Annotated in this window: 18 protein-coding genes, 5 tRNA genes and 2 pseudogenes; 14 read left to right on the top strand and 11 right to left on the bottom strand. The window is 55.4% G+C overall.

Annotated elements, in window-relative coordinates; translation table 11 throughout:
* Nucleotides 1-35 precede the first annotated feature (35 nt).
* The 9 genes from alaS to mgtE all read left to right on the top strand — a co-directional run bounded on the left by alaS (nucleotide 36) and on the right by mgtE (nucleotide 7298).
* Nucleotides 36-2654 (top strand): alanine--tRNA ligase, encoded by a 2619-nt coding sequence (gene alaS, locus V9L13_RS13445; RefSeq protein WP_338802744.1) that lies wholly within the window; start codon nucleotides 36-38, stop codon nucleotides 2652-2654.
* A 90-nt stretch (nucleotides 2655-2744) separates the two neighbouring features.
* Entirely contained in the window at nucleotides 2745-3986 is a 1242-nt protein-coding gene (locus tag V9L13_RS13440; protein ID WP_003227260.1) for an aspartate kinase, read from the top strand.
* Between the two features lie 187 nt (nucleotides 3987-4173).
* Complete coding sequence (gene csrA, locus V9L13_RS13435) at nucleotides 4174-4362, top strand: carbon storage regulator CsrA (RefSeq protein WP_002554426.1); 189 nt, start codon at nucleotides 4174-4176, stop codon at nucleotides 4360-4362.
* A gap of 62 nt (nucleotides 4363-4424) precedes the next feature.
* Nucleotides 4425-4515 (top strand) — tRNA-Ser (locus V9L13_RS13430).
* Between the two features lie 107 nt (nucleotides 4516-4622).
* Nucleotides 4623-4699, top strand: a tRNA-Arg gene (locus V9L13_RS13425).
* A gap of 71 nt (nucleotides 4700-4770) precedes the next feature.
* Nucleotides 4771-4847: transfer RNA gene (locus tag V9L13_RS13420), tRNA-Arg, on the top strand.
* Between the two features lie 72 nt (nucleotides 4848-4919).
* Nucleotides 4920-4996: transfer RNA gene (locus tag V9L13_RS13415), tRNA-Arg, on the top strand.
* Nucleotides 4997-5084: 88 nt separating this feature from the next.
* On the top strand, nucleotides 5085-5531 hold the full coding sequence (locus V9L13_RS13410) for a hypothetical protein (protein WP_338802743.1): 447 nt from the start codon (nucleotides 5085-5087) through the stop codon (nucleotides 5529-5531).
* A gap of 324 nt (nucleotides 5532-5855) precedes the next feature.
* Nucleotides 5856-7298, top strand: a complete 1443-nt coding sequence (gene mgtE, locus V9L13_RS13405) for a magnesium transporter (RefSeq protein WP_003227256.1) — start codon at nucleotides 5856-5858, stop codon at nucleotides 7296-7298.
* A 224-nt stretch (nucleotides 7299-7522) separates the two neighbouring features.
* On the opposite strand, the gene V9L13_RS13400 is transcribed toward mgtE, so the two are convergent.
* On the bottom strand, nucleotides 7523-7849 hold the full coding sequence (locus V9L13_RS13400) for an Arc family DNA-binding protein (protein ID WP_003178899.1): 327 nt from the start codon (nucleotides 7847-7849) through the stop codon (nucleotides 7523-7525).
* Nucleotides 7850-8238: 389 nt separating this feature from the next.
* Here V9L13_RS13400 and phnN point away from each other — a divergent pair, with 389 nt between their 5' ends.
* A complete protein-coding gene (phnN, locus tag V9L13_RS13395) occupies nucleotides 8239-8808 on the top strand; it encodes a phosphonate metabolism protein/1,5-bisphosphokinase (PRPP-forming) PhnN (protein ID WP_338802742.1) in 570 nt (189 codons plus the stop codon).
* Here the strand turns inward: phnN and V9L13_RS13390 are convergent.
* Together V9L13_RS13390 and V9L13_RS13385 are read right to left on the bottom strand one after the other, a co-directional pair.
* Nucleotides 8783-8962: a PA3371 family protein gene (locus V9L13_RS13390; protein WP_003227249.1), complete on the bottom strand. Its 180-nt coding sequence runs from the start codon at nucleotides 8960-8962 to the stop codon at nucleotides 8783-8785. The two genes, phnN and V9L13_RS13390, sit on opposite strands and share 26 nt — an antisense overlap.
* A gap of 20 nt (nucleotides 8963-8982) precedes the next feature.
* Nucleotides 8983-9213 carry a hypothetical protein gene (locus V9L13_RS13385; protein ID WP_226499598.1) on the bottom strand — a complete coding sequence of 77 codons (231 nt, stop codon included), beginning with the start codon at nucleotides 9211-9213 and terminating at the stop codon, nucleotides 8983-8985.
* Between the two features lie 294 nt (nucleotides 9214-9507).
* On the opposite strand from V9L13_RS13385, the gene V9L13_RS13380 reads away from it, so the two are divergent.
* Nucleotides 9508-9584: transfer RNA gene (locus tag V9L13_RS13380), tRNA-Arg, on the top strand.
* A gap of 124 nt (nucleotides 9585-9708) precedes the next feature.
* Here the strand turns inward: V9L13_RS13380 and V9L13_RS13375 are convergent.
* The 8 genes and pseudogenes from V9L13_RS13375 to V9L13_RS13340 all read right to left on the bottom strand — a co-directional run bounded on the left by V9L13_RS13375 (nucleotide 9709) and on the right by V9L13_RS13340 (nucleotide 16675).
* Nucleotides 9709-10242, bottom strand: a complete 534-nt coding sequence (locus tag V9L13_RS13375; protein ID WP_338802741.1) for a hypothetical protein — start codon at nucleotides 10240-10242, stop codon at nucleotides 9709-9711.
* 193 nt (nucleotides 10243-10435) lie between these two features.
* A pseudogene (locus V9L13_RS13370) lies at nucleotides 10436-11054 on the bottom strand (recombinase family protein).
* A gap of 166 nt (nucleotides 11055-11220) precedes the next feature.
* Nucleotides 11221-12117, bottom strand: coding sequence for a hypothetical protein (locus tag V9L13_RS13365; RefSeq protein ID WP_338802740.1), 897 nt, complete (start codon nucleotides 12115-12117; stop codon nucleotides 11221-11223).
* 1 nt (nucleotide 12118) lies between these two features.
* Complete coding sequence (locus tag V9L13_RS13360; RefSeq protein WP_338802738.1) at nucleotides 12119-12646, bottom strand: hypothetical protein; 528 nt, start codon at nucleotides 12644-12646, stop codon at nucleotides 12119-12121.
* A gap of 161 nt (nucleotides 12647-12807) precedes the next feature.
* Nucleotides 12808-13128 (bottom strand): annotated as a pseudogene (locus tag V9L13_RS13355) (tail assembly protein); the annotation flags it as partial.
* A 317-nt stretch (nucleotides 13129-13445) separates the two neighbouring features.
* Nucleotides 13446-14297 (bottom strand): GIY-YIG nuclease family protein, encoded by an 852-nt coding sequence (locus tag V9L13_RS13350; RefSeq protein WP_338802737.1) that lies wholly within the window; start codon nucleotides 14295-14297, stop codon nucleotides 13446-13448.
* Nucleotides 14298-14356: 59 nt separating this feature from the next.
* Nucleotides 14357-14962 carry a hypothetical protein gene (locus V9L13_RS13345; RefSeq protein WP_338802736.1) on the bottom strand — a complete coding sequence of 202 codons (606 nt, stop codon included), beginning with the start codon at nucleotides 14960-14962 and terminating at the stop codon, nucleotides 14357-14359.
* A 237-nt stretch (nucleotides 14963-15199) separates the two neighbouring features.
* On the bottom strand, nucleotides 15200-16675 hold the full coding sequence (locus V9L13_RS13340) for a lysozyme inhibitor LprI family protein (RefSeq protein ID WP_338802735.1): 1476 nt from the start codon (nucleotides 16673-16675) through the stop codon (nucleotides 15200-15202).
* Nucleotides 16676-16789: 114 nt separating this feature from the next.
* On the opposite strand from V9L13_RS13340, the gene V9L13_RS13335 reads away from it, so the two are divergent.
* The 3 genes from V9L13_RS13335 (at nucleotide 16790) to V9L13_RS13325 (ending at nucleotide 20525) form a co-directional block, all read left to right on the top strand.
* Nucleotides 16790-18394, top strand: coding sequence for a tetratricopeptide repeat-containing response regulator (locus tag V9L13_RS13335; protein WP_003227240.1), 1605 nt, complete (start codon nucleotides 16790-16792; stop codon nucleotides 18392-18394).
* Nucleotides 18391-19083: a HAMP domain-containing sensor histidine kinase gene (locus V9L13_RS13330; RefSeq protein ID WP_262142844.1), complete on the top strand. Its 693-nt coding sequence runs from the start codon at nucleotides 18391-18393 to the stop codon at nucleotides 19081-19083. The genes V9L13_RS13335 and V9L13_RS13330 overlap by 4 nt, the downstream gene beginning before the upstream one ends.
* 200 nt (nucleotides 19084-19283) lie before the next feature.
* Nucleotides 19284-20525 carry a glutamine synthetase family protein gene (locus V9L13_RS13325; protein WP_193774894.1) on the top strand — a complete coding sequence of 414 codons (1242 nt, stop codon included), beginning with the start codon at nucleotides 19284-19286 and terminating at the stop codon, nucleotides 20523-20525.
* Nucleotides 20526-20583: the final 58 nt, after the last annotated feature.

Here is a 20583-nt window from a genome sequence, read left to right as displayed (position 1 = left end):
CAGGCCTTTGGCCGCAGCCTCCGTGGAAGAACCTAATGAAAAGCGCAGAAATCCGTGAAGCCTTCCTTCGCTTCTTCGAAGAGCAAGGCCACACCCGTGTAGCCTCCAGCTCTTTGATTCCGGGCAACGACCCAACCCTGCTGTTCACCAACGCGGGGATGAACCAGTTCAAGGACTGCTTCCTGGGCCAGGAAAAGCGCGCGTACACCCGCGCAACCAGCAGCCAGAAGTGCGTGCGTGCCGGTGGCAAGAACAGCGACCTGGAAAACGTCGGTTATACCGCTCGTCACCACACATTCTTCGAAATGCTCGGTAACTTCAGCTTCGGTGACTATTTCAAGCACGACGCGATTACCTTCGCCTGGACCTTCCTGACCGGCGTCCTGAAACTGCCGAAGGAAAAACTCTGGGTCACCGTCTACGCCTCCGACGACGAAGCGTATGACATCTGGACCAAGCAGATCGGCGTGCCGGTCGAGCGCATGATCCGTATCGGCGACAACAAAGGCGCGCCTTACGCCTCCGACAACTTCTGGACCATGGGCGATACCGGCCCGTGCGGCCCATGCACCGAGATTTTCTACGATCACGGCGACCACATCTGGGGCGGCCCACCGGGTTCGCCGGAAGAAGACGGCGACCGTTACATCGAGATCTGGAACAACGTGTTCATGCAGTTCAACCGCACCGCCGATGGCGTGTTGCATCCGTTGCCAGCACCGTCGGTCGACACCGGCATGGGCCTGGAGCGGATCAGTGCGGTGATGCAGCACGTCAATTCCAACTACGACATCGACCTGTTCAAGAACCTGCTGAAGGCCTCGGCTGATGCCATCGGCTGCGAAAATGGCGATCAGTCGTCGCTGAAAGTGGTGTCCGACCACATCCGTTCGTGCGGTTTCCTGATCGCCGACGGCGTGCTGCCGTCCAACGAAGGCCGCGGCTACGTGCTGCGCCGGATCATTCGTCGCGCCTGCCGTCACGGCAACAAGCTGGGCGCCACCGGCAGCTTCTTCTACAAGATCGTGGCGGCGCTGGTCGCCGAGATGGGCGAAGCCTTCCCGGAACTGCAGAAGCAGCAGAGCAACATCGAGCGCGTACTCAAGGCCGAAGAAGAACAGTTCTCCAAGACCCTGGAGCACGGCCTGAAGATCCTCGAGCAGGATCTGCTGGAACTCAAAGGCACCGTGGTGCCGGGCGACGTGGTGTTCAAACTCTACGACACCTACGGTTTCCCGATGGACCTGACCGCCGACATCGCTCGCGAGCGCGGCCTGACGGTCGACGAAGTCGGCTTCGAGCGTGAGATGGAAGCCCAGCGTGTGCGTGCGCGTTCGGCCAGCTCGTTCGGTCTGGACTACAACACGCTGGTCAAGGTTGATGTGGCCACCGAGTTCACCGGTTACACCGACACCAGCGGTTCGGCAAAAATCGTCGCTATCTATAAAGATGGCCAGTCGGTCGACGTCTTGAGTGAAGGCGAAGAGGCGGTGATCGTGCTGAATCAGACGCCGTTCTACGCTGAATCCGGCGGCCAGATCGGCGACTGCGGTTTCCTGCAGGCGGGCAACGCGCGTTTCGACGTCCGTGACACCACCAAGACTGGCGGCGCATTCCTGCACCACGGCGTGCTGGATTCCGGCAGCCTGACCATTGGCGCTCCGGTGGAAACTCACGTGGATGCCGAAGTGCGTCACGCGACCTCGCTGAACCACTCGGCCACCCACTTGCTGCACGCTGCGCTGCGTCAGGTACTGGGCGAGCACGTTCAGCAGAAGGGTTCGTTGGTGGATAGCCAGCGTCTGCGCTTCGACTTCAGCCACTTTGAAGCGATCAAGCCGGAGCAGATCAAGGCGCTGGAAGACATCGTCAACGCCGAGATCCGCAAGAACTCCGCGGTTGAAACCGAAGAAACCGACATCGAAACCGCCAAGCAGAAAGGCGCAATGGCGCTGTTCGGCGAGAAATACGGCGACAACGTGCGCGTGCTGAGCATGGGCGGCGATTTCTCCGTCGAGCTGTGTGGCGGTATCCACGCCAACCGTACCGGCGACATCGGCCTGCTGAAAATCATCAGCGAAGGCGGTGTGGCGTCGGGCGTGCGTCGTATCGAGGCAGTCACCGGTGCTGCGGCACTGGCCTACTTGAACGCTGCTGAAGAACAACTCAAGGAAGCGGCCAACCTGGTCAAGGGCAGCCGCGACAATCTGATCGACAAGCTGTCGGCCGTGCTGGAGCGCAACCGCGCGCTGGAAAAGCAACTCGAGCAGTTGCAGGCCAAGGCTGCCAGCGCCGCGGGCGACGATCTGTCGAACTCGGCAGTCGACGTCAAGGGCGTGAAGGTTCTGGCCGCACGTCTGGATGGTCAGGATGGCAAGGCGCTGCTGGCGCTGGTCGATCAGCTGAAAAACAAACTCGGCCGCGCAGTGATCCTGCTCGGCAGTGTCCATGAGGAAAAGGTCGTACTGGTTGCCGGTGTAACCAAGGACCTGACTGGCCAACTCAAAGCCGGTGATTTGATGAAACAGGCTGCTGCGGCAGTGGGCGGGAAGGGCGGTGGTCGTCCGGACATGGCGCAGGGCGGCGGTGTCGACGCCGGCGCACTGGATGGCGCACTGGCGCTGACCGTTCCATTCGTCGAGCAGGGTTTATAAGACGGCCCGTCGGGCCCGCAGTCTAGTGGCGGGCCCGGCGGCTGTTCGAGTGATTATTGGGCGCCCTTCATGGGCAGAGGCGGCTTTGAAATGGCTTTGATCGTACAGAAATTTGGAGGCACCTCGGTCGGTACTGTCGAGAGAATCGAGCAGGTCGCCGACAAGGTTAAGAAATTCCGCGATGCCGGCGATGACCTGGTGGTTGTGCTGTCTGCAATGAGCGGCGAAACCAACCGTCTGATCGATCTGGCCAAGCAAATCAGTGGCGACGCGCAACCGGTTCCGCGTGAACTGGACGTGATCGTTTCCACCGGTGAGCAGGTGACGATTGCCCTGTTGGCCATGGCGCTGATCAAGCGTGGTGTGCCGGCGGTGTCGTACACCGGTAATCAGGTGCGGATCCTGACGGACAGTGCGCACAATAAAGCGCGTATCTTGCAGATTGATGACCAGAAGATTCGCGGTGATCTGAAAGCAGGTCGCGTGGTGGTTGTCGCCGGTTTCCAGGGCGTCGACGAGCACGGCAACATCACCACCCTCGGCCGTGGCGGTTCCGACACCACGGGCGTGGCACTGGCGGCTGCATTAAAGGCTGACGAGTGCCAGATCTACACCGACGTCGATGGTGTCTACACCACTGACCCGCGTGTGGTGCCGGTCGCTCAGCGTCTGGACAAGATCACCTTCGAAGAGATGCTGGAAATGGCCAGCCTCGGTTCCAAGGTGCTGCAGATCCGTGCGGTGGAATTCGCCGGCAAGTACAACGTTCCGCTGCGCGTACTGCACAGCTTCAAGGAGGGTCCGGGTACCCTCATTACTATTGATGAAGAGGAAACCATGGAACAGCCGATCATTTCCGGCATCGCTTTCAACCGCGATGAAGCCAAGCTGACCATCCGTGGCGTGCCAGACACCCCGGGCGTGGCGTTCAAGATTCTCGGCCCGATCAGTGCCGCGAACATCGAAGTCGACATGATCGTGCAGAACGTCGCGCACGATAACACCACCGACTTCACCTTCACCGTGCACCGCAACGACTACCAGGCCGCACAGACCGTGCTGGAAAACACCGCTCGCGAGATCGGTGCCCGGGAAGTGGTGGGCGACACCAAGATTGCCAAGGTCTCGATCGTCGGCGTCGGCATGCGTTCTCACGCAGGCGTGGCCAGCCGCATGTTCGAATCCCTGGCCAAGGAAAGCATCAACATCCAGATGATCTCGACGTCGGAAATCAAGGTTTCCGTGGTGATCGAAGAGAAGTACCTGGAACTGGCTGTGCGCGCTCTGCACACGGCTTTCGAACTGGACGCTCCGGCCCGTCAGGGCGAGTAATCCGGTCACCTGAAGGGCGCGGTCTGACCGCGCCCTTTATTTTTGAATGGCGCGAGCCCCTGAACTGTTCTTTTGCTCGCGCTGGTCAATACTCAGGCATGTAGGGCTACGATCGCTCCGGTTGTAGGTCGGGTGCCTTTTTTTTGCAGACTGTTGTCCCTGAAATGAAATGCGTGAGGAGAAAGGTATGCTGATTCTGACTCGTCGGTGCGCAGAAAGCCTGATTATCGGTGATGGCGAAATCACCGTGACCGTGCTCGGCGTCAAAGGAAATCAAGTGCGTATCGGCGTCAACGCCCCGAAAGAGGTTGCCGTGCACCGTGAGGAAATTTACCTGCGTATAAAGAAAGAGAAGGACGAAGAACCAAGCCATTAATTTTTATCGATTTTTATGTTTGCAAACGGGGAAGAAGGTGGTTAATATACGCCCCGTGTTGCGGAGAGCTGGCCGAGTGGCCGAAGGCGCTCCCCTGCTAAGGGAGTACACCTCAAAAGGGTGTCGGGGGTTCGAATCCCCCGTTCTCCGCCATTATTTGCTTAGTACGTTGTAATCTGGCTTTTTCTGTAAGTTGTTGAATTTATTAGAAAAAGTGGTTGGAATAGAGATTAGACGGGCTATAATGCGGCGCAACAAATGCACTCGTAGCTCAGCTGGATAGAGTACTCGGCTACGAACCGAGCGGTCACAGGTTCGAATCCTGTCGAGTGCACCATTTAAGAGTTGTTTATAGCGATATAAAGAACTCGGCTTCAGCCAGTTGTGGTCTGGTTTAAAAACACAAATGCACTCGTAGCTCAGCTGGATAGAGTACTCGGCTACGAACCGAGCGGTCACAGGTTCGAATCCTGTCGAGTGCACCATTTAAGAGTCGTTTGTAGCAATACAGGCAACTCGGCTTCAACCAGTTGTGGTCTGGTCTAAAAACACAAAATGCACTCGTAGCTCAGCTGGATAGAGTACTCGGCTACGAACCGAGCGGTCACAGGTTCGAATCCTGTCGAGTGCACCATATTCAAGAAACCCGCGTTTAACGCGGGCTTTTTTGTTGTCTGCGATTTGGCTTTTCCTTTCACGCATCCCTTCTCATCAAAATCGACTTGAGCACTGCGGCCTCGTTTCAGGTCGTATCGATAGCTCGTCGTCGACGTTCGAATATTCACCTTGTCCGGTTTGCCCAGAGCGCTTTCAACATCCTGTTGGCTCATGCCGGCAATCACTCGTTGATTGATGATCGCTGCGCGGCGCTGCCTGGCATTGATCAGGTTGCCGCATTTGTCCTCCAGGCGGCCAACGATGCCTGGTTCACGTCCCCTGATTGTCATACCGGATATTTCTTCGTGGTTGTGTTCCGGCATGATCGGCACGACAGATCCGGGCGAGTAGGGCTTAACTTGCTGCAGCGAGAGCTGCTCATCGTTCGCACAACTCAGGGTGGTGAAGGTGATGCCGCCGTCGGGTGCTTCGCATCGGTGAAGGGTGCTGGCAACCCCGGCGGGCGGCAGGCAGAGCAGGCTGGCGACTACAAAACGGAATGTTCTGGATAGCATTCGACGTCCTCCATGACGATCTACGCTCAAGGGTAGTCGCTACATTTTTCAGCGCCGGTGTGTTTTCTTTTCAAGATGAGTCGTCGCATCTGCACGGGTCAGGACAGTGCTCAGCTTTGTCGCGCAAGCGCTTGTTTCGACCGCGATTTTTTAACGTTTAAAACTGTCAGGCGGTGTATCATTGCGCCCGTCAGCCCCGCCGGGGCTTATGGAAAACCTCCATGGACTTACCCAGTAGTTACTCAGTAACCCGTTTCACCAATCATGAATTGACTGATTGATCCTTCCGGCGTGCCCCGCTGCTGGGAGTGGAGTTCGCCTATGTCCGAAATCGAAGTAAAGAAAACACAGGAAAGCCTGCAGGATCGCCTGGCTCAGGTCGTTGAGCTGCTGCAGCGCCAGAAGGTCGTCGAAGACCTGACTCATCGCCAGGAAGGCGCGCATCACGACCGGGTCGAGAACCTGGTTCACCGGCAGAATCTCGTCGAGCTGCAACGCAAACTCGATGATCTGCACTCCGCCGACGTTGCCTACATCCTTGAAGCCTTGCCGCTGGACGATCGTCTGACGCTCTGGCAACTGGTCAAGGCTGATCGCGACGGCGACATTCTTCTCGAAGTATCCGACTCCGTTCGTGAAACGCTGATCGCCGACATGGACGATCACGAACTCCTGGCTGCGGCCAAGGACATGGACGCCGACGAACTTGCTGACCTGGCCTCCGAGCTGCCGCGAGACGTCGTCCATGAGCTGATGGAGACGCTAGACCAGCAACAACGCGAGCGCGTGCGTTCGGCCCTGTCCTATGACGAGGAGCAGGTCGGTGCGCTGATGGACTTCGAGATGGTGACCATCCGTGAGGATGTCAGTCTCGAAGTGGTTCTGCGTTACCTGCGCCGTCTCAAGGAGCTGCCGGGGCACACCGATAAACTGTTCGTGGTTGATTACGACGGCGTGCTCAAGGGTGTGCTGCCGATCAAGCGTCTGCTGGTCAACGATCCGGACAAACAGGTTTCTGAAGTCATGGCCAGCGATCCGGTGAGTTTTCACCCGGACGAAGACGCCTATGACGCTGCTCAGGCGTTCGAACGTTACGACTTGATCTCGGCCCCGGTGGTCGACAAGAACGGCAAGCTGATTGGCCGTCTGACCATCGACGAAATGGTCGACCTGATTCGTGAGGAGAGCGAAAGCGAAGTCCTCAACATGGCGGGTCTGCGGGAAGAGGAGGACATCTTCGCCTCCGTCTGGAAATCCCTGCGCAACCGCTGGGCGTGGCTGGCAATCAACCTGATCACTGCCTTTGTCGCTTCGCGGGTGATCGGCCTGTTCGAGGGCTCGATCGAGAAGCTGGTGGCGCTGGCGGCGCTGATGCCGATCGTGGCGGGTATTGGCGGTAACTCCGGTAACCAGACGATCACCATGATCGTGCGCGCCATGGCGCTCGACCAGGTCAGCACCGGCAACACCTCGCGCTTGATGCGCAAGGAGCTGGCGGTGGCGTTGATCAACGGTCTGGTCTGGGGCGGGGTGATCGGTGTGGTCGCTTACTTGCTCTACGGCAGTTGGTCGCTGGGCGTGGTAATGACGGCGGCGATGACCCTCAATTTGCTGCTCGCAGCGTTGATGGGGGTGCTGATCCCGATGACGCTGGCGAAGATGGGCCGCGACCCGGCAATGGGCGCCAGTGTGATGATCACGGCCATGACCGACAGCGGTGGCTTCTTCATCTTTCTGGGGTTGGCGACTATCTTCCTGCTCTGATTCGCCGCAATGCAAAAGCCCGCCAATTGGCGGGCTTTTTTGTGCCTGTGTATTTATCTGTGGCGAGGGGATTTATCCCCGATGGGTTGCGCAGCGACCCCAGGAGAGGCCTTGGTACCATCGGGGATAAATCCCCTCATTACAGGTCTACCTCGGATTGTCGTGGTTAAAATCCGGGCAAAAAAAAGCCAGCACTTAAGCTGGCTTGAGATGTTCGGTGTGGCTCAGGACGCGTCTGCGGCCATTTCGGCGTCGTGAGCGATCAGCGACACCAGGGCGTTCTGTTGACGGTGCGACAGCTGACGGAAGCGTTGCAGCAGCTCACGCTCGTGCAGCGAAAGCTCCGGGCTGTCCAGGCGCATGCTCAACTCTTCGCCCAGTGCACCTTCCTGAATAAGACTCTGCTCAAGGCGCGCAATGATTTCGGAGTTCATGCTGCGATGATGATTGCGAGCCACCTCGGCAATGCGTTCACGCATCCCGTCTGGCAGACGTACGACGAACTTGTCAGCCGTACGGCTGGAATAAATTGCCTGTTTCAATGGGCGCATATATTTAACCGGTTAGTTCAGGGGAGCGGTTCTCGGGATTGGCCGCAGGATGTGTGGTAGGACAAGCATCCGCGCCAAATGGTTCAACCTGAATTGTTAAGAGGCCCGCATCATGCCTCAAAATTGCCAGATCATTGGCGTCAATTCTGTGACAAATATTGAGCTGGGTAAAGGCGTAATGCCAGCACCAATTATCAGAAATGCGGACTGGTTTGAAAACTTTGCCTTGGTCCGCATCAATGACCGCTTCCGGGTGCACATCTGTTGATGTCCAAAGACGTCAGAACGTGCATGCTATGCGGCTTTCGATCCTTGTTCCTTACCTGTACAGGATAGTGGCAATTTGCCGATTTACTAGGGGCAAACACCGGCCGGAGGGCGTTTTCAGGATGGATGGCAAGCTTATTTATCTGATGGGGCCCTCCGGTTCAGGCAAGGACAGCCTGATCGAGGCCGCGCGTGAGCCTTTGCGCGAGTTGAACTGCGAAGTCATGCGTCGAGTAATTACCCGATCAGCGGAATCCGTGGGGGAGGACGCTATCGGCGTGACGCCCGAAGAGTTCGAGCTACGCCAGCAAGCCGGGGGCTTCTCGCTGGCCTGGCACGCCAATGGGCTGGCTTATGGCATCCCGGCAGAAATGGACGAATGGTTGCGTGCTGGGCGATGCGTACTGGTGAACGGCTCACGCGCCAACCTGCGTCAGGCGCTTGAGCGCTACCCGACACTGTTGCCGGTGCTGCTGACGGTCAAGGACGAGGTCTTGCGTGAACGCCTGCTCAGGCGTGGCCGGGAGAAGCCTGAGCAGATCGATGCGAGGCTGGCGCGCAATGCGCTGTTCAAGGACAGAAGGGCAACTGATTTGCCCGTGCATCTGATCGACAACTCGGGCGACCTGGCGGACGCCGTTAAGCAACTGCTGAACTTGATCCGGCTTAACGAAGCACCGGATCAAATTTGATCTTGCGCCCGGCCACCAGGGCCAGCACAAACAACACTGCAAATACGCCGCAGCCAATCAGGGGAAGGGTGACTGCGGTTTCCTCGAACAGCGAAAAATGCACAACGCCACTCAATAAGGCGAGGATCAGAAACCCTGCGGCTGATTTGGACATGCTGTACTCCTGAAGATATTTCAAAAAACCAGACGTTCGGTGTCGCGCGTCGGCAGTGCTTGCTCAGGCTCATTGACCGCCTGCGCCGCGAAGTCGCTCTGATTGCTCAGCACCGCCCACTGCGGCGCTTTCTGCACCTGCAAATAATGCGGCATACGCTGAGCAACCGGTTCAGCACTCTCGGGGACAAAATGAAAGCCAACCAAAACCGCTAGTGCGATTGCGTTTGCGAGCAGGAGAGTGCTGTTCATGGGGCGGACTCCGTTTGTTCTGTTATGAGAACAGACATAGCAGCCGTCGTGCCAACAGTCTAACCGCTGTGAAGTCCTTTAAAAACAAGCATTTGGAAGGGTTTTTCACAAGGCGCGGGTTGCAATCTGCAATGATGGCTCTTTGGGGGAGTGCAAATTGCACGGTAAATCTTCCCGCAGCATTGCAAGGCGCCTGCCTACACTTAAAAAGCCCACGGACGACATGACAAATCAAGGGCCGGCCGTTAACATGCACGCCGTCCGTCGCGCCGTGTCCGGCCGCGATAACTCAGTGTCTCAGTAGCTCAATCGGATAGAGCATCCCCCTCCTAAGGGGAAGGTTGGCAGTTCGAACCTGCCCTGGGACACCATATAATTCAAGGCCTACAGCCATTTCGCGGTTCACCAGAATAATGGTGACAGCAGGGTGGCAGCAACAGGCAAAAGAAAGCCCCGATCGGTTGTACCTGATCGGGGCTTTTTTGCGACCGATAACTATGGGATGGTTACTGACAGTCCAGAGTTCGGACCGGGAGGCAGACCCAAAACGGTATCGATACCGGTCGTTGCACGCAGATCATCAAGTAGCTGTTGCGGATCAAATTTCTTGCCGATTATCGCCTCAGACTCTGCGCGGGGGGCTGCAGATGGGCGCGCTCGGTAAGCAATGAGGTAAGGGATATCTTCGGCCAGCGCCTTCAGGCACAGCCCTCTAATATAAAATCGGTTGAACTCACCTTCTGCAAGGGTATCTGGGGCTGTAACCGGTATTTGTGCTTGGGTAAATCCGCCGCTCGGTTTAGCTCGATTTTCATGGCTTTTGAGCAATCTTTGCTCTCGGATTTGACCCGCTAACCATACATCGGAGTGGTTTCCCGCTGCTTCTTTGAGGGTGTCAGGCCAAAGTCGGATACCTTCTTCGTTCAGCCGTGGGCTCGTGTAGATAGTCCCTTTGTCCAGATCGAATGTTACTTCTTTGACCATATTTGCGCGGACATCTACATCCATGTCCCTGTACTCAAGACCCATGATTACTTTCCTTCGTTATCCATCGCAGGCAAGACCTTGCCCTCTTGAGGTGTAGGCCGGAAGTCAATCAGCCGCCCTAGACATCGCCTACCGCGTCATCACTCCGACGCAGTCGGTCTGACGCTAGCACTTTGATGGCTTCGCCTTCAACAGACTCAGATCAGTGCATATCAAGGAATTGTTGCAAGGAATCTCAGCTTGATGCCGCGTCTCTGATGCGAAGCACGGTTGTGGTTGAACAATTAGCGTGCCGGGCTGTAGCACGGATGCCCAAGCCGGCGCTGAGCAGTTCGGTCACGCGCCTATGCAGATCAGCATCAACGGGGCGCCCCTGGTACTTACCCGCGGCCTTGGCCTTCTCGATGCCTTGAGCCTGTCGCTCGCGGCGCTGTTCGTAATCCTTGCGCGCAATAGCGGCCATCATTTCTACCAGCATCGAGTTGATCGCGCCCAGCATTCGGCCGGTGAACTCATCGCGCTTGGTGTCCTGCATTCCCTGGTGGCTGGTCGGCAGATCGAGCGCAACGATGCGCAAGCCTTTGGAGTCGATCGCAGCCTTGAGCTTCTGCCAATCCTCAACAGGAAGGCGCGAGAGGCGGTCTATCGACTCCACCAGCAAGACGTCACCCTTACGCGCATCTTTGAGCAGGCGCACCAGTTCAGGCCGATCTGCCGATGCGCCGCTGACATTCTCCAGGTACACACTCGCTAATTACCTTGTTGTGGTCAGTGGCGAATTGCTCGAGCGATGCCCGGGCGCGGCCGGCGTCCTGCTCTTCAGTGGATGCTCGGAGGTATGCGCGGATGAACATGATGTGCTGTCCGTATCAGTTAAGGTGTTCTACTAATACTGTTGTACTATGAGTGTTACTTATCAAGCTGAAAGCGCAAATAAACGTGAATTTGCGCGTATCAGTTCGGGCATACTCAAAAGGACGGACCAGCGGAAGGCGGTGGTAACCGATCACAGCTCAAACCTTAAGCTACAACCTGAATTTTTGTTTTTGAGTTTGTTTTGAATCTATTTCCAGAAATTGGAGATTGGTAGATATCTTCGTCTAAGAAACGGAGGAGTTCCTTTAGCCTCCGCTTGTCTTCAGGAAATGTAAGTTTGTACTGCTCCCCAAACTCTTCTATATCTACAGTTATTCCGAAGCCCGCTGCAGCAGTTCTAATATCACTAGGGGTGCAGCGCTCAAGAATTCCCTCTTGATTTATGAAGGTTACTTTTTTGCGAATCCAATTGTCTAGATTGGCATTAAGCCATTCCTCATTGAATCCGTGAAACTTTTCCGCGTTAAAGAAGTTGTTAACCTCTTCCTGGGTGCTTTCGTGGTAGTAAGCATCCATGTCAAAGAGCCTTCGTACGTTGTGGAGGCTAACAAAACGCAATTCGGCTGGGTCGGTAGCAGCGCTATTCTGACTTAAAACAGCAGTAGGTTTGTTGTCTAGTGTCATACCTACGCCGGTCAGGCGACGAAATGTATTTTGATCGTAAAATAAAGAAAATCTACCTGCGGTAATAGCTTGTCGTTTATCGAACGCCTGTAACATAACAGTAGTTTTTCCATCTATGGTAACGCCCGCAAAAAGCGCCTTTACCGTTGACAGCCCTTCCTCTGTTGGCTCCCAAATGCCTACGTCTTGAGGGCTGCGTACGGCTGATAAGACCCCGTCAATGTCATCGAAGTTTCGAATGATAAGTAACTCGTTATCGAGTGGTCTGTAACGTGCGTCAAAATCAATTTCTTCCTTGTCTGCCGTGAAGAAGTTGATTTGGCGGCGAACCTCAGTTTTTAGATCGTTTTGCAAAGGTGCGGTCGTTATAACGCGCAAAATTCGCGGCGTGGTTTGAAGTAGTACGAATAAATCCATTTCATTGCTCCTTGCTCGCATCAAGAACTGTATGAGAAGTTACATATCGCACGTGAGTTACTTCGGAGGGGACGTGTATTTTTGATCTCGTGATCAATAAGAGATTTGCACCGTTGCTCAATTGAATTTCAAAAAATTTGTAACCGCATAGCGCGAGTATGGGGTTTGCATAGGAGGCTTTTGAAACCCAGATGAAAACAAAAAATGTCGCTGCGAAGAAAGAAAATGTGACGGCGTCTACGAAGTAAGATCCACCGCCAAGAATAGGGAGCATGTATGCGACGAAGTATCCTGAGATTTCTTTGTCTGCTGGCTTGGTAGAGCTCACTGTTATTGTGGTTCGATTAAGCCGTTTTGAGCTAGCAACTATGATCTCTAAACAGATACCGCAAAGAACCAGCGAGACCGCGGCGACTAGGAGTGCTTTCAGGCAATCTTGTTGTACTTTATAAACTAAGAAAGCCAGCGTCAATCCAATCGGCGCAATAGTGGTCGCGACAAGTGCAAATTTCATCAAAAAACCTAGCATTCAGCGATCCTTGAGCTGTGGGATTTCCGTGCATTCGAAAATGCGCTAAGTCGTAATGATAGATCTTTGTCACTGGTTGTATGTACAGTATTTTTTGCCGTTCGTCCGTATTCCTTAGGTTGACGGTAGGTTTCATTTGAGAGAAGTCAAATGCTGAACACCTATGTTTTGTCTTCGGCATAGATCGAGGTCGAGATAATCATGCCTCCCCACCGGCGTTCGCCGATGCAGATCGGCACCGGGTTGCCGCTCGCCGTGGTGTTCTTGGCGCTGCCGAATGCATAGGACGGAGCGTTCTCAGGGGAGTTGCTTTGCTTCAAGCCAGTAGCTTGAGGGCTCAGCATCTGGATGACTCCGCTGGCTGCGAGTGCAATACCTGGTGCCAGGGTTGCGCCGTTCGTTACGGAGCTCATGGCGATAAAGACCACGCCAAGTACAGTTTGAAACAGACCTGCACGCTAGCTCCCTGCGATTACCTGGATGCTTCCTTCGCTGGCTGCGTCGCGCAGGCGCCCCCCACGCCGCGGCTACCTCTGAGCGAGTCGGTTTGTGTTGTCGACCTCGAGCGGTCTTTGCTGTGCTCATGGGATGGCCTCTAGTGGATTTGAATTGGCTTCAAACCCATCACGATCAGCAATAAGGGAAAGCCTTCGGTTTATCGGCTGACTATCCAGCGGCTGCGAAAGACCATAGTTTTACATATCGTTTCCTACTCAAATGCACTCAAAGCTGATTGCGCTGGCCACGCAAAAGCTATCTGCTCCCATCTGGACTCAATCCTGCACTAGATCAGCTGATATCACGATTTAATGTTGTCCATAAAGCTATCATGTCGTTTTTGAATAACTAGCGGCTTTGGTTTCAGCTCGTACGCTTGCAGTAAGCGTTTCGCTGATTTTTTATTCATGTATTTTAATTTTGCTTCAGCTAACACTTCGGCAGTTGGGGCGGTGGAACGATGAAGAAGTAAGCTAAATGCTTCGTTTTTTAAATCGTCGCTTGCAATTTCTATTTCTTCAATTGTTAGGTAAGCCTTTGTTATATGCTCCCACACGCAAAGCTCTCTTTCAGGGTTAGAGTCACGAGTGAAGCCCTCTAACCACTCCTCCACTTTAGAAGGAAATATTTTTGAAAGCAACATTGCGACTATTTTGATTCTGTCAGCTTGGTCGGATGATAAGGAACTTGTTCCGACGGGAGCTCTTTTGATTTTATCGTAGGCAATTCTGACTGGTTCTTGGCTATCTTCAGGAATTGAAATTCTACGTTCGATAGCTTCTACGTTGGATTTAGTGAGTTTAGGCTCTCGTAACTTGATCATGTACGGTTTCGGTGGCGTTATCCCGAGCGTTGTGTTGATTTGGGCGCAAGTCTCATAGACTAAGGAGGCTGCGACCGAGGGAGTTGTTCGGAAGAATTCACGTCGACCATGAATTCGAAACGCCTTCAGCCTTTTGTGAATGGCCGTTTCTGCTTGCTTGCAGTCACCTACAGAGTAAGCGGTGACAATGTCAAAAGGGATTGGCACACCCGTCGAGCCATTGTAAATTTGCTTAGCCCGCGTATCCGGCTCGAATCTAGTTAAACCGATTTTTACTACGTATGGACCGAAAATCTCATTCTGAAGAACATATATGTAGCCTGGCGTCATTCGCTTCATCCCTGGTGGTTGAGTATAATTCTGAAGATTTCGATTTGGCGGGCTGGTGTTTAGAAAATTCTTTGGCTTTGCAGTTGCTCTTTGTCACTCGCTTTGATGTGATCTAGGGAAGTGAAAAAACTCGGATTAACATCTAGCTTTCCATCGACGATTTTATGGCAGTGAATTTGCGCTTTCTTGCCATGAGCTTCGAGGTAATGGTGGGCTGCTTTGTGGCCTTCTAGTAGAAGCGAGTCCACATCTATGCCTTCTGTGGTTTTGAGCAATAGCCGAATCACTACGGAGGTATCAATGTCTTCAAAGTACACTATATCTCGGTATTCTAGGTACGCATGATCTGGTAGCTTAACTTTTTTTATTATTGTGTCCACCATTGCGCCGACAGGACGCTTTAGTAGGCGGTCATAGAATTCGTCAAAAACTTTTTTTGCAAAGCAGGTGCCAAGGAATAATATTACCGTACCTGCAATTTCAAGTCCGCCGAGCGCTTTTGGTCTGAAGTCCAATCTTAGAGAGGGTATGTCTTGAAAAGACTTACTCGAGTAATCCCAGTCTTCACTTTCAAGCATAGGATCTAAATAATTTTCTCGGATTGTTGTTACCTCCGAGATAAATCGGCTATGACCTTCAAGCGCGAAAGTATAGGTGGTTTTCATCAGCACTCCATTGGTCATTGTTCTACGCTAAATGCGCGACACCGATTTCTTGGCATATGGCCATCATCCTAGCGGCAGGCCGAATGGTTCGCAAATGCGGAAAGTCGTTTCTGGTGAACGATAGGATGCTAGAAATTTTGAGTCTTTCCTGTTGCGTTTCAGAGCCTCGCCAAGGCTCGCAAAAAAGCCCCGCACAGGATGATCTGGCGGGGCTTTTTCATGCTCGTGATAAGTGGCTCAGTTCAGTGCTCCACCGTCGGCCTTGCCAATTGAGGTGCTGACCTCGATCACATGCCGGCGCCCGTTGACCGCGTAACTGCGCCCCTCTGTATCAACGTCCGGTTTGCGCAGTGCCAGTTGTGCGAACAAGCCATGTTTTTCGTCGTAGCTGCCAAACCAGTCAATCAGTTTTCCGATGTAGCATTCGTTACCGATAATCACCGGCAGGTCCAAAACATCTTCCACCGAGTAATGCACCGGGCCGTAGCTGTAGTAATCGCTCTCGCCTGCGCCTGTTGCAGGAATCGGGCAAAGAGGCGTGCGCTGAGTGTCCGGTTTATGGGGGCGTGCTTCGTTCGCCTTGGTGATTGCCTGATTGAGCGTAAGCCGCAGATCAGGCTCCAACTCAAAGGTGCTGGTGCCGTCATCCTTGTGTTGGGTGGTGAGCACGTTCAAGTAGTAGCCATATCGCACCGTCACGGTGGGCACTTCACGGTTGATCTTCAACGGATTGAGCAAGTAGATGTGATCAACGCCGTAGGCACCGTTGCGGTAGGCGAGGTAAATATTGCCCCGCGCCTTGATCCAGTATGCCGATTGGTTGGCTCCGCGATCATTGGTATAGAACAGCGCGCTTTCAGGCTCAGGAGACCTTTTGACAAAATGGTCACCGTCTCGGCGCCAGGTTTCCACGTAGGTAAACATGCCGGTGCCACCGGCGTAAGTCTGGACGATCAGGTCTCGTTGCCCGTCGCCGTCCATGTCCAGCAACGAGTAGGAGGTTTGACCGGTTTCTGCTGCCGCATCGAGTTCGGTGGCGGTCAGTGCCTTCCATTCATCCGGTGTAACGTCTTTGGGAATCGAAGCTGGAAAGTGCGTTTGCTCGCTGGGGTTTTCTTTGTCGGAGTCGCCTGAAAACGATGTCTCTTCAGAGTTGAAAGCCAGTGAAGCCAGCACTCGTTCAACCGCCACCTCGCGATTGCCGCCCTCGCTGGCCGCTTGAATGCTGCGTTGCAGATCTTCCAGAACCTGTTTGTCGATGCCGGTCGGTCTGTGCGCAATGGCATCCATCTGGTGCGCCTGTAATAACTTCAGCCGGCCACGATAACTTTGTTCAAGGCAAGCAATATCCGCTTCGCACTGATTACGTGTCTTGAGCCACAACCGTTGTGTGCGCTTGAGTTCAGATTGCTCATCACCGGAGATCTTCATCAGCTCCCGATAAGCCGCACCCATCTGCGCATCCAGCGCATACAACCCTTTATCCGCACAGACAGCATTCTCCACGGCACTCGCCGCTTTTGCACAATCCATTCCGCCCGCCATCGCCTGCTGGAAAAACAGCAGCGCACAGGCGGACACGATGCAACGTCCTTTGATGTACACGAGATAAACCCTGTAGTGAAAAGATGACTCGGCGCGCAGGGTAATCGCTGCACAAGGAATCTTGAACCCCTCCACTTCAGAGAACCCCACTCCTTGCCGATAACTCATTCGGCGACCTCAGACTCGCGCGAAATCGCTTGATAGCATTTGGCCTCCAGCTATCATCTGCGCGCCTGTGAAAACGCCCCCGGTTCACCTACTTCAATTGCCTGGAAATCCTCGATGCTGTCGTATCACCAAAAGAGTTTTCTGATCGTCGATGATTTCTCGGATTTCCGCAGTTCCGTACGCTCGATGCTGCGTGAGCTGGGGGTCAAGGACGTGGATACCGCCGATACCGGCGAGCAGGCGCTGAAGATGTGTGCGCAGAAGTCTTATGACTTCATCCTGCAGGATTTCCACCTCGGTGACGGCAAGAAGAACGGCCAGCAGGTGCTGGAAGACCTGATGTCGGAAAAGCTCATCAGCCATGAAGCGGTGTTTGTCATGGTGACGGCCGAGACCAGTCAGGCGATGGTGCTCAGTGCCCTGGAGCATGAGCCGGATGCCTACCTGACCAAGCCGTTCAACCGCTCCGGCCTGGCGCAGCGTCTGGAGCGTCTGGAGCAGCGCAAGACGTTGCTCAAACCGATTCTGCAAGCCCTTGATCGCGGTAAACCGGTCGAGGTGCTCAATGCCTGCATTGCGCTGTGCAAGCAGGACATCCGTTATTCGCCGCTGTGCCTGCGTTATCGCGCCGATGCGCTGCGTGACATGAATCAGAACGAAGCGCTTGAACGCCTTTACGACAGCATCATCGCTGACCGGCCGTTGCCGTGGGCATTTGCCGGGCTGGGCAAGTTGTTGTTCAAGCGTGGGCAAGTGGCGCAGGCCAAGGGTGTCTACGAAAAAGCGCTGAAGGTGTTCCCGATGATGCCGGCGCTGTACGACGGCATGGCCGATGTGCTGGTCGCCGAGGGCGATACCAAAGGCGCGCAGCGGGTGCTGGAGGAGGCCATTCGCTTATCGCCGCTGGCGGTGCGCCGGCAGGCGTTGCTCGGCAAACTGGCGATGGCCAACGAAGACTTTGACACCGCGTCCCGGGCCTATCGCCAGGCCGTGGCGCAGGGCGCGCAGTCGCGGTTCAAGGACCCGGAAAGCAACCTCGGTCTGGCTCATGCCTTGATCAGCAAGGGCAGTGAGCGCGGTCTCGACACGCGCACGCGGCTGGAGATCAACACCACGCTCAGCGCCGTCGCCAAAGAGAACCCGTCTGACCCGGGCCTGCAGATTCGTGCGCGCTTGATGAAGGCCACCAGTCTGCTGCTCAACGATGCCGAGACCGCCGACAAGCTCACCGAGCAAGCGCTGATGCGCCTCGACGGCATGGAGCAGTTCATGAGTCCCGAGGCGGCGCTGCTGGTTGCCAAGCAGTTGCAGATGCTCGGGCAGGCCGAGGCGGGCACTTCGATGCTCAAGAGCTGCGCGGAGATCTACGGTGACGATCCGGCAGTGATGAAAGACATCGCCAAGCTCACCGACGACCCGACTATTCTCAGTTCGAGCAACGCCGCCGCCGACCTCAACCGTCAGGGCGTGCGCGTGTACAAGACCGGCAATCTGGTGGAGGCACGCGAGGTGTTCCGCAAGGCACTGAAGATGCAACCGAAGAACATCAGTATCGCGCTGAACATGGCCCAGTCGCTGCTGCACGGCACCGACACAAGTGTGCCGTCGGCGGAGCTGGAAGAATGTCGGGCCTGCCTGAAAATGGTCGGCCTGATGCCCGACACCGACGCGCGTTATGCGCGTTATCAGAAGCTGAAAAGCAAGGCGTTTGGCGAATGAACCAAGACGAGCAGGCGCTGGATTTCTCCACGGTGATCGCCTCCACCGTTCACGATATGAAAAACTCGCTGGCGATGCTGATGCAGGCCCACAGCCAGTGGCTGGCGCGGTTGCCCGAAGGGCAGCGCGGTGGGGCCGAGCAGGGTGTGATCGATTTCGAGTTCGCCCACCTCAACGGCATGCTGGTGCAGTTGCTCGGGCTGTACAAGCTCGGCGTCAACCAGATGCCGCTGCAACCGGCGTATCACGAACTTGATGATTTCATCGAGGCGCAACTGGCATCGCACCAAGAGGTGTTCGCCAGTCGCGGGATCATCGCCACCTATGAAGTCGATCCGCTGAGTCCGTTGGGTTTCTTCGATCGCGAGTTGGTTGCCTCAGTGTTGGGCAACTGCATCAACAACGCGATTCGTTATGCCCGCGAGTCGCTGCTGATTACCGTCAGCGACGAGGCCGGGCAACTGGTGTTGAGCATCAACGATGACGGCGACGGTTACCCGGCCGAGATGCTCGAGCGGCAGGCCGATTACGTGCAGGGCATCAATCACAGCAGTGGCAGCACCGGGTTGGGTCTGTATTTCGCCAACCGGATTGCCGCGTTGCATCAGCGCAATGGCGTGGTCGGGCACACCGAAATTCGCAATGGCGGACCACTGGGTGGCGGGGTGTTCAGCCTTTATCTGCCGTGACCCGGGTTTTTGTTTGACGCTGCTTGATATTCCGAACAGCCGGAGCCTATTTTGTACGGGTCGCCGTTCGCGGCTCGCACAATAACAAGGATTGCGTCATGACAACCGATGGCCAGCGTTCACTCGCGCAGCGACTGACCGGCATTGATGAGATTGAATGTGTCACGCCGGATTTGAACGGTGTGCCGCGCGGCAAAGTGATGACTGCCGAGGGTTTCCTCGAAGGGCGGCGTTTGCAGATGGCACGGGGGGTGCTGCTGCAATGCATCATGGGCGGTTATCCGCCGGCGCGGTTTTACGGCAGCGATGACGGCGACCTGGCACTGGTGGCCGAGCCGAGCATGATTCATCCTCTGCCATGGAGCGACGAGCCACGTGCCCTGGCCATCTGCGATGCCGACGAACTGAGCGGCGAAAGCTCCAATCTGTCGACCCGCGGTCAACTCAAAAAAGTCATCGCCCGTTACGCTGCGCGCGGTCTGGCGCCGGTGGTGGCGACCGAGCTGGAATTTTTTGTCTTCGCCCCGAACACCGATCCGACTCAGCCGTTCCGTCCGCCGGTAGGCCTGGATGGACGCCGCGAGGATGGTCAGTCGGCGTTCAGCGTCAGTTCCAACAATGGTCTGCGGCCGTTCTTCAGCGAAGTCTATAAATGCATGGCGGCCCTCGGTCTGCCACGCGATACCTTCATGCATGAAATGGGCGTCAGCCAGTTCGAGATCAACTTGCTGCACGGTGATCCGCTGTTGCTGGCCGACCAGACTTTCCTGTTCAAACACCTGCTCAAGGAAGTCGCGCTCAAGCATGGTCTGAGCGTGGTGTGCATGGCCAAGCCGCTGGCACACACGCCCGGTAGTTCGATGCACATTCACCAGAGCATCGTCGAGATCGCCACTGGCAACAACGTGTTCAGCGACGAGAACGGCCAGCCGACCGCAATGTTCCGCCATTTCATCGGCGGGCAGCAGGCGGGCATGGCTGATTTCACCGCACTGTTTGCACCGAACGTGAACTCCTATCAGCGTCTGTGTCACCCGTATGCTTCACCGAACAATGCCTGCTGGTCCCACGACAATCGCGCGGCAGGGCTGCGGATTCCGGCCAGTTCGCCGGTGGCCCGGCGGGTCGAAAATCGTTTGCCTGGCGCCGATGCCAATCCGTATCTGGCGATTGCCGCGAGCCTGGCCGCCGGCTTGCATGGTATCGAGCATGAGCTGGAGCCGAGCGCTGCGATTCAGGGCGAATTCGAAGTGCCGGACAATCTTTCGTTGCCGTGTACCTTGCATGCCGCGCTCGAGCGTCTGAAACGTAGCCAATTGGCCAGGGAACTGTTCGGACAGGAGTTCATCGAAGGCTACATCGCTTCGAAGACCATGGAGTTGACCAGCTTCTTTGATGAAATCACTCCCTGGGAACGGCGTGTTCTAGCAGCCCAGGCCTGACGAACTGTCGTCATCGGGCTATCGTTTGGATAGCCCGATACTTACTGCAAGGAGCCGC

The sequence above is a fragment of the Pseudomonas sp. RSB 5.4 genome, from assembly GCF_037126175.1.
Classification (GTDB): Bacteria; Pseudomonadota; Gammaproteobacteria; order Pseudomonadales; family Pseudomonadaceae; genus Aquipseudomonas; species Aquipseudomonas fluorescens_H.
This window is presented reverse-complemented; position numbering and strand designations above follow the sequence as displayed.